This window comes from Streptomyces sp. NPDC030245 (assembly GCF_055572995.1).
The window spans coordinates 1-13403 of record NZ_JBVICF010000019.1 but is presented as its reverse complement, the minus strand read 5'-3'; the positions used below and the strand labels follow the sequence as shown (position 1 = coordinate 13403).

6 protein-coding genes are annotated in these 13403 nt (G+C 71.5%); 2 read left to right on the top strand and 4 right to left on the bottom strand.

Annotated elements, in window-relative coordinates:
- Window positions 1-207: 207 nt before the first annotated feature.
- Window positions 208-1830: a M4 family metallopeptidase gene (locus ACZ4Z4_RS36870; RefSeq protein WP_468337761.1), complete on the top strand. Its 1623-nt coding sequence runs from the start codon at window positions 208-210 to the stop codon at window positions 1828-1830.
- 77 nt (window positions 1831-1907) lie between these two features.
- On the opposite strand, the gene ACZ4Z4_RS36865 is transcribed toward ACZ4Z4_RS36870, so the two are convergent.
- From ACZ4Z4_RS36865 to ACZ4Z4_RS36850, 4 genes are all read right to left on the bottom strand, one after another.
- A complete protein-coding gene (locus ACZ4Z4_RS36865; protein WP_468337758.1) occupies window positions 1908-2462 on the bottom strand; it encodes a hypothetical protein in 555 nt (184 codons plus the stop codon).
- Window positions 2463-2472: 10 nt separating this feature from the next.
- Window positions 2473-6945 (bottom strand): RHS repeat-associated core domain-containing protein, encoded by a 4473-nt coding sequence (locus ACZ4Z4_RS36860; RefSeq protein ID WP_468337755.1) that lies wholly within the window; start codon window positions 6943-6945, stop codon window positions 2473-2475.
- Between the two features lie 151 nt (window positions 6946-7096).
- Window positions 7097-9724 carry an alpha-glucan family phosphorylase gene (gene glgP, locus ACZ4Z4_RS36855; RefSeq protein WP_468337752.1) on the bottom strand — a complete coding sequence of 876 codons (2628 nt, stop codon included), beginning with the start codon at window positions 9722-9724 and terminating at the stop codon, window positions 7097-7099.
- A 162-nt stretch (window positions 9725-9886) separates the two neighbouring features.
- A complete protein-coding gene (locus ACZ4Z4_RS36850) occupies window positions 9887-11203 on the bottom strand; it encodes a carboxylesterase/lipase family protein (RefSeq protein ID WP_468337749.1) in 1317 nt (438 codons plus the stop codon).
- 218 nt (window positions 11204-11421) lie between these two features.
- Here ACZ4Z4_RS36850 and ACZ4Z4_RS36845 point away from each other — a divergent pair.
- On the top strand, window positions 11422-13403 hold a 1982-nt coding region (locus ACZ4Z4_RS36845; RefSeq protein ID WP_468337746.1), incomplete at its 3' end, for an alpha-1,4-glucan--maltose-1-phosphate maltosyltransferase.

Sequence of the window (13403 nt, the reverse complement as noted above, 5' to 3'; positions counted from 1 at the left end):
TCAACTCCCCGGGGCGGCGCGCGTGTTGACGGGGCGGGCGTACCCGGTCCGTTCGCATTGCGTATGTCGACCATCGCTCAACGGACGATTTCCGGCCAACATCATGGCGGGGTCCTGACATGTACCTGCTCCCGGTGACACGCTTCCCCCCACGTCCGGGTGAGCCCCCACGCCACCCGGCCCTCTCCCCCCACAGAAGGAGACCGCGTGACCCCCCACATATCCCGTAAGCGTGCGACGCTCACGATCGCCACCGCCGTCGCCGCCGGAGCGCTCCTCACCGCCGGACTGACCACCGGCGCCTCCGCCCAGCCCGTCGACCCGTCCGGCGCGCCCGTCAGCCTCTCGGCGAACGCCCGCGCGGACCTCCTCCAGGACGCGAACGCCGACAAGGCCGCCACCGCCGACCGGATCGGCCTCGGCGCCAAGGAGGAGCTGGTCGTCCGCGACGTCGTCAAGGACGCCGACGGCACCACCCACACCCGCTACGAGCGCACCTACGACGGCCTGCCCGTCCTCGGCGGCGACCTCGTCGTGCACACCGCCAAGAGCGGCAAGGTCAAGAGCGTCACCAAGGCCACGAAGGCCACGGTGAAGGTCGCCTCCACGGACGCGAAGCTCGGCAAGTCCTCCGTCGCCAGGTCCGCCGAGTCGACCGCGGCCAAGGCGAAGACCGCCAAGGCCGACGCGCAGTCGCCGCGCAAGGTGATCTGGGCCGCCTCCGGCAAGCCCGTCCTCGCGTACGACACCGTCGTCACCGGCGTCCAGAAGGACGGCACGCCCAGCAGACTGCACGTCATCACGGACGCCGCGACCGGCAAGAAGCTGTACCAGTACCAGGCCATCGAGAACGGCACCGGCAACAGCCAGTACAGCGGCAAGGTCGAGCTCGGCACGAAGAAGGGCGGCAGCGGGTTCGAGCTGACCGACGACGCGCGCGGCGGCCACGGCACGTTCGACCTGAACCACGCCCAGAGCGGCGGGGGCAAGCTCGTCACGGACGACGACGACACGTGGGGCACGGGCACAGCGGACGACGCCCAGACCGCCGCCGTCGACGCCGCCTACGGCGCCCAGCTCACCTGGGACTACTACAAGTCCGTGCACGGCCGCAGCGGCATCAAGGGCGACGGCAAGGGCGCGACCTCGCGCGTCCACTACGGCAACAACTACGTCAACGCCTTCTGGGACGACAGCTGCTTCTGCATGACGTACGGCGACGGCGAGGGCAACAAGAAGCCCCTCACCTCGATCGACGTCGCGGCCCACGAGATGACCCACGGGGTCACCGCGGCCACCGGCAACATGGAGTACAGCGGCGAGTCCGGCGGCCTCAACGAAGCCACCTCCGACATCTTCGCCGCCTCCGTCGAGTTCAACGCCAAGAACCCCGAGGACGTCGGCGACTACCTCATCGGCGAGGAGATCGACATCAACGGCGACGGCTCCCCGCTGCGCCACATGGACAAGCCCAGCAAGGACGGCTCGTCCCTGGACAGCTGGAGCGCGGACGCGGGCAACGTCGACGTGCACTACTCGTCGGGCATCGCCAACCACTTCTTCTACCTGCTCTCCGAGGGCAGCGGCGCGAAGGAGATCAACGGCGTCAAGTACGACTCGCCGACCGCCGACGGCTCCAAGGTCGAGGGCATCGGCCGCGACAAGGCCGAGAAGATCTGGTTCAAGGCCCTGACGGCGTACTTCACCTCGACGACCGACTACAAGGCGGCCCGCGAGGGCACGCTGAAGGCGGCGACGGACCTGTACGGCGCGGACTCGGCCGAGGTCAAGGCCGTGGGCGCGGCCTGGACGGGCGTCGCGGTCAAGTGACCGGCGTCGCCGGCGAATAAGGACGCGCGACCGGCGGCACCCGGGGTCCCTTCCTCCCCCGGGTGCCGCCTTCGCGTTCACTCGGCCCTGAGCTCGCGGCTGTTGGCCCGGTTCCTCGCGATGTTCCGCGTCTTCTTCGTACGGGCCGACTCGGCGACCACGGCGAGCACCTCCGGCGACGTCGCATACTCGGCGAGGTGGCGCTGCATCCAGTCCGTGACCTCCGCCAGCTCGGCCGGGGCCGGCACGTGGCCGTCCTTGACGGACAGGTAGAACTGCCAGTCCTGGATGCGGCCGTGGACGAACTCGCGGAATGCCTCCACCTTGAACCGGTCGATCTCCGGCAGCAGCCCGGCCGCCCACCGCCGGAACTCCTCGGGACCGGCCGCCCGCATCGCGATCTCGTCCACGAGGGCGACCACCGCCGTCTTGGCCCCCATCTCGTCGGGGTCGCGCAGGATCGTGGCCACGATCGCCCGGTCGCGGTCGCGGCCGGGCGAGGCGGCGACCGCCGAGACGACGCGGAGGTACGCGGCCGTCCGGGCGTGGTCGTCCGCCACAGCTTCGTCCACATCCACGTCGACGATGCCGGCCTCCGCCAGCAGCTCGGTCACATCTGTACGCAGTGTCATCGCCCCATTCTCACTTGCAGCCCTTCTTGGCGGCCTCGGCGGCATCACGCTGCTCCTTGGCGGCCCGCTCCTCCGCCTGGCTCCGCCTGCCGAGCTTCCTGACGGCCGTCCGGATCTGCGGCTTGAAGTGCTCCACCGCCTGTCGCTGCTTGCTGGAGAGCTCCGGCTGATTGTGGAGGGGTTTGCCGTTGGCCCCGATCCTGACCTCGCGGCCGCCGCCACCGGTGACATGCGCGTGCGCCGGCTTGTCGACGTCGTACTCGTGCACGACGATCTTCACGCCGTTCTTGCTGACGTCGAGGAGGGAGAGGCCGAGCGGGTCGATGAACGTGAACGGGTTGGGCACGTAACTGTGCGGCGCGAAGCCGCCGGCGAGGCCGATGGGGTCCGGAGTGAGGTAACGGGCGGTCTCGGGGTCGTAGTGCCGGAAGTAGTTGTAGTGCAGCCCCGTCTCGGGGTCGTAGTACTGGCCGGGGAAACGCAGCGGTGTGTAGGCGGTGGCGCCCCGGTTCCAGACCGTGGTGCCCCACAGGGTGGTCCTGGTGCGCCAGGCGATGCCGCCCTGCTCGTCAAGGAGTTCGGTCGGGGTGCCGACGAGGTCGGTGACGATGGCGTAGAAGCGGGCGTCCACTTCTTCGTCGGTGAGGTGCTTGCGCTCTGTCTGCGCCAGGGGGCACAGGCCGTCGTGGACCCAGGTGAGGGTCACTGATTCCGGTGCGCCCGGAGTGCGGCTGGTCTGCTCGCAGAGGGTCATGTCGTCCCAGGTGAAGTCCACCTGTTCCGCCACGCCGCCCTCGTCCGTGACGCGCTGTTTGGACGTCCGGCGGCCCAGGGGGTCGTAGAGGTAGCGCCACCTCGTGCCGTCGGGGGTCACCACGGAGGTGAGGCGGTCCTCCGCGTCCCATGCGTAGTGCCAGGTGTCGGGCTTGCGGGAGAGCCGGGTCTTGCGGCGCAGGGTGGTGCGGCCCGCCGCGTCGTACTCGTAGCGGACGTCGCCCGCCGAGGTGATACGGGTGCCGGTGTAGGCGCGGGCACCGGTCGCCTCCTGCCCCGGCATGGCAGCCGGCCAGGACGCTTCGGTCTGGTTGCCCGCCTCGTCGTAGGCGTAGCTCTCCGTCCAGCCGGCCGCCCGGACGGCGGTGACGCGGCCGGTCACGTCCAGGTCGAAGCGGCGCGCGCCGTTGAGCCGGTCCTCCATGCCCGTCAGGTGGTGGTCCGCACGGTAGGTGTACGCACGGTGCTGGATGCGCGTGCGGGCCGGGCCCGTCAGTTCCTGTTCCGACAGGCGGCCCACGACGTCGTACACGTTCGTCAGCTTCAGGGCCTCACCGATCGTGCGGGTGAGCTCCCGGCCCGACCCGTCGTGCGTGAACGACAGCCTCTTCCCGGACGTGACCAGTTCGGTCACCCGGCCCGCCGCGTCGTACGTCCAGGTGGTCGTCGCGCCGGACGGTGTGGTGCGGCCGGTGCGGCGGCCCAGCGCGTCGTAGGTGTGCGTCAGGGTGCGGCCGTTGACCGTCTCGGAGAGGATCCTGCCCACCCTGTCCCGCTCCAGGGTCAACGTCACGTCCGGGCTCTCCGCCGCGATGAGGTCGCCTGTGGCGTCGTAGGCGAACCGGGTGACCGCGCTGCCGGCCACGCTCTGCGAGACCGTCCGGCCGAGCGCGTCCCGTTCGAAGGTGATCTCGTCGCCCGCCGCGGTCGTACGGGTCGCCAGGCGGCCCGCCGCGTCATGGGTGTACGCCAGGGTGCGGCCGTCGAAGTCCGTCTCCGCCACCAGGCGGCCCGCCGGGTCGTACTCGTAACTCCAGGCCAGGCCCTGCGGGTTGGTGACCGAGCGGAGCTGGAGCTGGGTGTCGTGGTGGAACTCGTAGCGGGCGCCGTCGGGGCCCGTGCGGGCCGCGATCAGGTCGAAGTGGGTGTATTCGTGCGTCGTGGTCGCGCCCGTGGCGTCCGTGTGCGAGACGCAGTTCCCCTCGCCGTCGTACGTCCACGACTCCGACGAACCGTCGGCCTCCGTGCGCCGCGCGAGCCTGCCCTCGACCGTCCACTCGAGACGCGTGGGCGCGCCCGTCGGGTCCGTGATCGTGTGCACGCGGCCGAAGGCGTCGAGGTCGTAGCGGGTCACCGCGCCCAGCGGATCGGTGATCTCCAGCGGCAGGCCCGCCGGGTTGCAGCGCAGCACGGTGGTGTGGCCCAGGGGGTCCGTGATGGTGGTGACGGCTCCGGTGCTGTCGTGGGTGAAGTGGTGCGTCGTGCCGTCGCGGTCGGTGACGCTGACGCGGTTGCCGTGCTCGTCCCACGTCTGACGCTGCACGGTGCCGTCCGGGCCGACGATCTCGACGGGCAGGTTGAGGTCGTTGTACACCGCGCTGGCGCATGTGCCGTCCGGGGCGCGTGTCGCGGTGAGATTGCCGTGCTCGTCCCACGTGTTCTCGGTGCGGTGCCCCAGCGCGTCGGTGCGGGCGAGCAGGTTGTTCCAGCTGTCCCACTCGGTGTGGACGGTGCCGCCCAGGGGGTCCGTCTCGGAGAGGAGCTGGCTGAGGTCGTTGTAGCGGTAGACGGTGGTCCGGCCGAGCGCGTCGGTGTAGCGGGTCTCGTGCTCGTCGGGGCGGTACTCGACGGCGCAGGCCAGGTGGCCCGCGGTGCTCTCGCCGCGGACGCAGCGGTCCTCGTCGTCGTAGGTGAAGCGGTACCAGGTGTGGTTGCTGTCGGTCCAGGACGTGATGCGGGCCCGGTCGTCGTACTCCAGACGCAGCCGGACACCGGCCGGGCTGTGGACCTCCGAGAGGTTGCCGACCTCGTCGTAGCGGTACGCGGTCACCAGTGTGCCGCCGGAGGGGTCCTCGGTTCCGGTTTCATTTCCGGTGCCGGGCGCGAGGAGACGCAGCGCGGTGACGCGGTGGTCGTCGGTGTCCACCTTCAGGTGGTAGCCGCCGGTGTGGCGTACCGCCGTGGGCGCGCCGGTGGCGTCGCGGTCGATGTCGATGCGGTTGCCGTTGCGGTCGGTGACGGCTCGCAGGGGCAGGATCTCGTGTCGTTCACCGGCGACCGGGTCCGTCAGCTCGGGTGCCGGGAGGAAGTGGCGGACGCGGCCGGTGTACGGGTCGGTGGCCGTGACCGTGCCCGCCTCGTCGATGCCGAGCGGCCAGCGGGGGCCGTGGGCGGGCAGCACCGGTTCACCACCGGGTTCGGGGTGGGGGTAGGACAGCAGCTGGCCGTCCTCGGTGACGTGGACCAGGCCCTTGTCGTCGATCTCGACCCGCTCGTCCAGCGTCGAGGCCCAGGAGTCGCCGTACCAGTGGCCCCAGCGGTACGTGGACAGGTGTGTGCGCCGCAGGACGAGCGGGAGCAGGCCCGGCAGCTCGATGTCGGTGTGCTCCATGAGCATTTCGCCGGAGACCATGTCGATGGGGTCGCCGTTCTTGCAGCGGCCCTTGGCCGGCTTGCCCTTGCCCGCCACCTTCTTCATGCCGCCCGAGAGGGCGTTGCGCAGTCCACCGGAACGCAGGCCGCGGGCGGCGACCTTGAGGCCTTTGGCCGCTTTGACGGCGGTGGTGAGCCCCTTGGCGCCGGGAATGCAGTCCAGGGCGGCGAACGCCACGTCGGTCAGGCTCGCTTGGCCTTTGCGGTATTTGTTGAGGGTGTCGGCGAGGACGATGGCGCCGGCGACGATGACGATCGCGGCGAGGATCGGGCCGCCGATGATGATCGCGATGACACCGACGACGGCGACGACGACCTTGCAGACCGCGACGATGGCGTCCCAGTTGTCGGTGACCCAGTCGCCGATCTCCTCCCACCACTTGCGGTTCCGGATCCCCGCGTCGGACGCCTCGTCGATCTTCCGCTTCGCGGTCCCGGCAGCCTCCTGACGCATCTTGCGCGCGTCCTCGGCCATCTTCTTCGCCGCGTCCAGCGCGCTCTTGGCGGAGTCCACATCACCCTGCGCCGACTTCTGCGCCTTCTCCGCCGAGGCCGCGTTGCGGGTGGCGGCCCGCACCTTGTCCTCGTCCGGCTTGGGCACGTCCTTGCCCTTGGAGCCACCGTCCTTGTACTTGTCGGCCTCCTTGCCCGCCTTCTCCACCCACGAATCGGCCGAGGAGAGGCGGGACTTGGCGCTGCTGAGATCGGCCTGCGCCTCACGGCCCTTGACCAGAGCCTTGTCGGCCAAGCTCTGGGCACGCTCCAGTTCCGGCCAGTACGCGGACAGCGCGTCGCCCGCCATCTCGTAGCTCTTCTTGAGCTTCTTCAGCTTGTCCGGCGCGTGCTCGAACTTCTCCGTGAACGCGTCCGCCGTCTTGCCCGCCCACTGAAGGATCGCGTCCTCGCCCGCCATCCCCTTGATGTCCCGCAGCACCTTGCCGACGTCGTCGGCGAAGTCGTGCAGGTTCTTGGCAAGGGACCGCACCCGGTGCGGATCGCCCGGCGTCGGATCCTTGTCCAGGTCGAGAACGTGCCAATCGGCCGGACGGTACGACATTGCTTGTTTCCCCCGTGCTGGTAAAAATCGCGCACACCAGCCATGCTGCGCACGCTCCGCGTTCAGCGGTTGACGATCAGGCCCAGTTCGACGTTGTCTGAAAACCTGACGCCACTCACGTGCCTCATGGTTTCACGAGGGCGCGTTCCGCTCAGCGCATCAGCACCCCCGCCTCCTCCCCCGTCGCCTCCGACGGCACGGCCACCAACCCCAGCTCGGCGCCGCTGGCGAGCAGCCGGTGCGCGGGCAGAATCCGCACCGTGTACCCGAAGGGTCCCGTGCGGTCCAGCGCGAGGGGGCCCTCGTACACCCGGCGGCCCTGCGCGTCGGGCCCGCTCGTCGGCTTCAGCGGCACCGCGGACGCGTCGGCGATGTGGTCTTCCGGGTCGACGCGCCCCGCGAGGACCTGCACCTCCACGTCGTCCGGCGTCAGCTCGCCCAGATGCACGCGCACCCGCAGGGCGAAGGTGGCGCCCAGCTCCGCGGTGGAGCCGGTCGCCGACGCCTCCACGTGGTCGACGGCGACCCGGGGCCAGGCCGCACGGACCCGGGTCTTCCAGGCGGCCAGCTCACCGGCGGCCCGCGCGTCGAGTGTGCGCTGGGCGCGGGCGGCGGGTGCGTACAGCTGCTCGACGTACTCACGGACCATGCGGCCCGCGAGGACCTTCGGGCCGAGCCGGGTCAGGGTCCTGCGGACCATCTCGATCCAGCGGTCGGGCAGACCGCCGGGACCCTGTTCGTAGAAGCGGGGCGCGATGCGGTGCTCCAGGAGGTCGTAGAGGGCGGCGGCCTCCAGGTCGTCACGGCGGTCGTCGTCACCGCCGGCGCCGTCCGCGGTGGGGATGGCCCAGCCGAAGTCGGGCTCGAACCATTCGTCCCACCAGCCGTCGAGGACGGAGAGGTTCAGGCAGCCGTTCAGCGCGGCCTTCATGCCGGAGGTGCCGCACGCCTCCAGGGGCCGGAGCGGATTGTTCAGCCAGACGTCGCAGCCCGGGTAGAGCTTCTGCGCCATCGCCATGCCGTAGTCCGGCAGGAACACGATGTGCCGGCGCACCCGCGGGTCGTCGGTGAACCTGACCAGCTCCTGGATGAGCCGCTTTCCGCCGTCGTCCGCCGGGTGCGCCTTGCCCGCGACGACGATCTGCACGGGCCGCTCGGGGTGGCGCAGCAGCTCCATGAGGCGGTCGCGGTCGCGCAGCATCAGCGTGAGCCGCTTGTACGAGGGGACGCGGCGGGCGAAGCCGATGGTGAGGACGTCCGGGTCGAGCACCCCGTCGATCCAGCCGAGCTCGGCGGTGGCGGCGCCACGCTGCCGCCAGGAGTCGTGAAGCCGCCGCCTGACCTCGTGGACCAGCTGTTCGCGCAGGGTGCGGCGGAGCTCCCAGATGTCGGCGTCCTGGATGTCGGCCACCGCGTCCCACCGGTCGGAGCCGCCGACGGAGAGCGCGTCCTCGGTGCGGCGCTCGCCGATCTGGCGGGCGCCGAGCCGGAAGACCTCGGGGGCCACCCAGGTCGGGGCGTGCACGCCGTTGGTGACGGAGGCGATCGGCACCTCCTCGGCGTCGAAGCCCGGCCACAGGCCCGCGAACATCTCCCGGCTCACCGTGCCGTGCAGGGTGCTCACGCCGTTGGCGCGGCTGCCGAGCCGCAGGCCCATCACCGCCATGTTGAAGAGGTTGGGCTCGCCGCCCGGGTAGGTCTCCATGCCGAGCCGCAGGACGTCGCCGGCGTCGATGCGGGGCAGCTCGGCGCCGGGGCCGAAGTGGTGGGCGACCAGCTCGCGGTCGAAGCGGTCGATGCCGGCGGGGACGGGCGTGTGGGTGGTGAAGACGGTGCCGGCCCGGACGGCTTCGAGTGCCGCGTCGAACTCCACGTCTCGCAGGGCGAGTTCATGGATGCGCTCCAAACCGAGGAAGCCCGCGTGGCCCTCGTTCGTGTGGAAGACCTCGGGCTCGGGGTGGCCGGTCAGGCGGCAGTACGCGCGGACGGCGCGCACTCCGCCGATGCCGAGGAGCATCTCCTGGAGCAGCCGGTGCTCGCTGCCGCCGCCGTAGAGCCGGTCGGTGACGTCGCGCTCGCCGGGGTCGTTCTCCTCGACGTCGGAGTCGAGCAGGAGCAGCGGCACGCGTCCGACCTGCGCCTGCCAGACGTGGGCGCGCAGCTGCCGGCCGCCGGGCAGGGCGAGCGCCACGATCGTGGGGGTCCCGTCGTCCTCGCCGAGCAGGGTGAGGGGGAGCTCGTTCGGGTCGAGGACGGGGTAGTGCTCCTGCTGCCAGGCGTCGCGGGACAGGGACTGGCGGAAGTAGCCGTGGCGGTAGAGCAGGCCGACGCCGATGAGGGGGACGCCGAGGTCGCTGGCGGCCTTCAGGTGGTCCCCGGCGAGGATGCCGAGGCCGCCGGAGTACTGGGGCAGGGCGGCCGTGATGCCGAACTCGGGCGAGAAGTAGGCGACGGCACGTGGCAGGTGCCCGTCGTTCCTGGCCTGCTCCTGGTACCAGCGGTCCCCGGAGACGTACTCCCGCAAGTCGTCGGCGGCCTCGTCGAGCCGCCGCAGGAACTCCGCGTCGGCGGCGAGCTCGGCGAGCCGCTCGGGTGGCACCTCGCCGAGGAGCCGCACGGGGTCGCAGCCGGACGCCGCCCACAGCCGGGGGTCGACGGACGCGAAGAGGTCACGGGTGCGCGGGTGCCAGGACCAGCGCAGATTGCGGGCCAGCTCGGCCAGCCGGCCGAGGGGCTCGGGAAGGACGGGACGTACGGTGAACCGACGGATGGCCTTCACTGCGACTCCACCTCTGCGGGGAATGCCTTACGTAACGACACGTATCGACCTACGCCTCGACGGTAGCGGTGATCGGCCCTCGGCAACTACGGCGCGCGAACGGGCGCAGTCGGGGTGCGGGGCGGGGCCCGCGGGGTGCGGGGCGGCCGGTTCCGGCCGTGGTCAGCGGTGGCTGAGGGCCGGTTCGGCGTCCCAGATCCGGACCGCGCGCCGCCCGGCCGTGTGACGCGGCCATCCGCCGCCCGGGTCGAGATCGCGGACGAAACTCACCCAGGCGGCGTGCATCGCGTCGGCCAGGCGCTGCGGCGGGCAGTCGCCCGCGGCGGCGGCGACGCCCTCCGCGCCGAGCAGGTCGAAGGCGAAGGGCAGGTCGAGGCAGTGGAAGGCGAGGCCCTGTGTGTCGCCGGGCACCGGTGTGGGCCAGGCGAACTCGTACAGCCAGGTGGGGTGCGCGCGCCGGGCGCGCGCCCGCGCGATTGCGAGGGTCGGGCCGCGGAAGACGAGATCGGTGAGCCGCTGCCCGCCGAACGCGTGGAACTCGTGCCGCGTATGGCCGAGGAGCAGCGGCACCTCGGCGGCGAGGGTGCCCTCCGTGAGCTCGGTGAGCGTCGGCCTCGGGATCAGGTCGCCGTCCGCGACCGGCCCGAGCAGCGGGCCGGGCAGCCGCTCCCGGCCGGGGCCCGGCGCGGTCAGCTCGTCCTGGAGGGCGAGCAGCCGGTCGTCGGGCAGGGAGCACAGGGCCGCCGCCGTGGCGGGCACGCCCGTGCGCCGGGTGAAGAGCTCGGCCACGGCGGGGCCGACCCAGCGCTCCTGGGGGTCGATCAGCGAGCCCGACATGGATATCGCCGCGCGGAACAGGCCGCGGGCGGCGGGGGTGGCGAGCAGCGTCTGGACGGCGCCGCCGCCCGCCGACTGCCCGGCGACCGTCACCTTGGCGGGGTCGCCGCCGAACGCCGCGATGTTGTCGCGCACCCACTCCAGGGCGGCGAGCCAGTCGCGTACGCCGCGGTTGTCGGGGGCGTCGGCCAGGTGCAGGAAGCCCTCGATGCCGAGCCGGTAACCGAGGGAGACGAGGACGACGCCGTCGCGGTTGAACGCTGCCCCGTCGTACCAGGGGCTCGCCGGGGACCCGGCGACGTAGCCGCCGCCGTGGATCCAGACCAGGACGGGCAGCGCGGCCGCCGGGTCCGCGGCGGGCGTGAAGACGTTCAGGTTGAGGATGTCCGTGCCGGGGACCGACGGCTCGGGGATGGTGGCTCCGTCGCCGAAGCCGCGGCGCTGCGCGGTCGGCCCGTGGGCCGTGGCGTCCAGCGGCGCGGTCCACGGGTCGGGCGGCACGGGCGGCGCGAAGCGGAGGTGGCCGACGGGCGGCGCGGCGTACGGCACGCCGAGGAACCGCTCGCCGCTCGCGCGCCGCTCGCCGCGGACGGGGCCGTGAGCGGTGGCGACGACCGGCGCCGTCGACCCGTTCCGGCTCAACGACCCGTACGGCATATGCGAATTGGGTCCGGTCCCGTCATTCATGGTGGGACCAGTCTTGCATGCGCCCTTACGCACTAGTAGTTAACAAAGCGCCGGATTGCGCACCCGAAGGCTGTGGGAAGGCTCCTCCGGTACGCACTCGGCCCACGGGCCGGCACGCACCGCGGAAGCCACCACACCCACGTATCCGTGCACGCGGACAGGAGCGTTCGGACATGCCTCTAGGCTCACCCCCGCCAGACACGTCAGCGCAGCCCACGATCCCCGTCCAGGACGTACGACCCGCCGTCCACGGCGGGCGAAAACCGGCGAAGGCGGTGCCTGGAGAAACGTTCCGGGTCACCGCCACGGTCTTCCGTGAAGGGCATGAGGCGGTCGCCGCCAATGTCGTCCTGCGCGACCCCGGGGGGCGGCCCGGCCCGTGGACCCCCATGCGGGAGCTCGCGCCCGGCACCGACCGGTGGGGCGCCGACGTCACACCGGACGCCGAGGGGCGCTGGACGTACGCGGTGGAGGCGTGGGGCGATCCGGTCACGACCTGGCGCCACCACGCGCAGATCAAGATTCCCGCGGGCCAGGACACGGACCTGATCCTTGAAGAGGGCGCCCGGCTCCACGAGCGAGCCGCTTCCGGGGTCCCCCGCGCCGAACGGGCCGCCGTCCTCGACGCGGCACGGGCGCTGCGCGACACGGGCCGCTCACCGGCGGCCCGTCTCGCTGCGGCCCTCACCCCGCAGGTGCGGTCGGTGCTCGCGCGGTATCCGCTGCGCGAATTCGTCACGTCCTCCGAGGACTTGCCGCTCCTGGTGGAGCGGGAGCGGGCTCTTTTCGGGTCCTGGTACGAGTTCTTCCCGCGCTCGGAGGGTGCCGTCGTCGAGGAGGGCGCCGCGCCCGTCTCCGGGACGTTCCGCACCGCGGCCGAGCGGCTGCCCGCCATCGCCGCGATGGGCTTCGACGTCGTCTACCTCCCGCCGATCCACCCCATCGGCTCCACCTTCCGCAAAGGGCCCAACAACTCCCTCTCGGTGGGGCCGTACGACGTCGGCGTGCCCTGGGCGATCGGCTCCCCCGAGGGCGGTCACGACGCGGTCCACCCGGACCTCGGGACGCTCGACGATTTCGACGCGTTCGTGCGCCGGGCCGGTGAGCTCGGTCTCGAAGTCGCCCTGGACTTCGCGTTGCAGTGCTCGCCGGACCATCCGTGGGTGGAGAAGCACCCCGAGTGGTTCCGCCGGCGGGCGGACGGCTCGATCGCGTACGCCGAGAATCCGCCGAAGAAGTACCAGGACATCTATCCGATCGCCTTCGACAAGGACATGCCGGGGCTGATCGCGGAGACCGTGCGGCTGCTGCGGTTCTGGATGGCCCACGGCGTCCGCGTCTTCCGCGTCGACAATCCGCACACCAAGCCGGTCGTGTTCTGGGAGCGGGTGCTCGCCGAGGTCAACGCCACCGACCCGGACGTCATCTTCCTCGCCGAGGCGTTCACGCGGCCCGCGATGATGCGCACCCTCGCGGCCATCGGCTTCCAGCAGTCGTACACCTACTTCACCTGGCGCAACGACAAGGCCGAACTCACCGACTACCTCACCGAGTTGTCGCGCGAGACGGCACACTTCCTGCGTCCTAACTTCTTCGTGAACACCCCGGACATCCTGCACGCCTACCTCCAGGAGGGCGGCAGGCCCGCCTTCGAGGTGCGGGCCGTGCTCGCCGCCACGCTGTCACCGACGTGGGGCGTCTACAGCGGATTCGAGCTGTGTGAGAACACCCCCGTGCGGCGCGGCAGCGAGGAGTACCTGAACTCGGAGAAGTACCAACTCCGGCCCCGCGACTGGGAAGGCGCCGCCCGCCGCGGCGAGACCATCGCCCCGCTGATCACCGCGCTGAACCGGCTCCGGCGGACCAGCCCCGCCCTCCGGCAACTGCGCGACCTGCACTTCCACGACACGGACAAGGACGCGGTGATCGCGTACTCGAAGACGGCCGCGGACGAGCACGGATCGAACACGGTTCTGGTGGTCGTGAACCTCGACCCGCACCACACCCAGGAGGCCACGGTCTCGTTGGACATGCCGCAACTCGGCCTGGAATGGCACGAGTCCGTGCCGGTGCGCGACGAGCTCACCGGCGAGACCTACCACTGGGGCAGGGCCAACTACGTGCGCCTCGAACCGGGCCGCGCCCCCGCGCACAT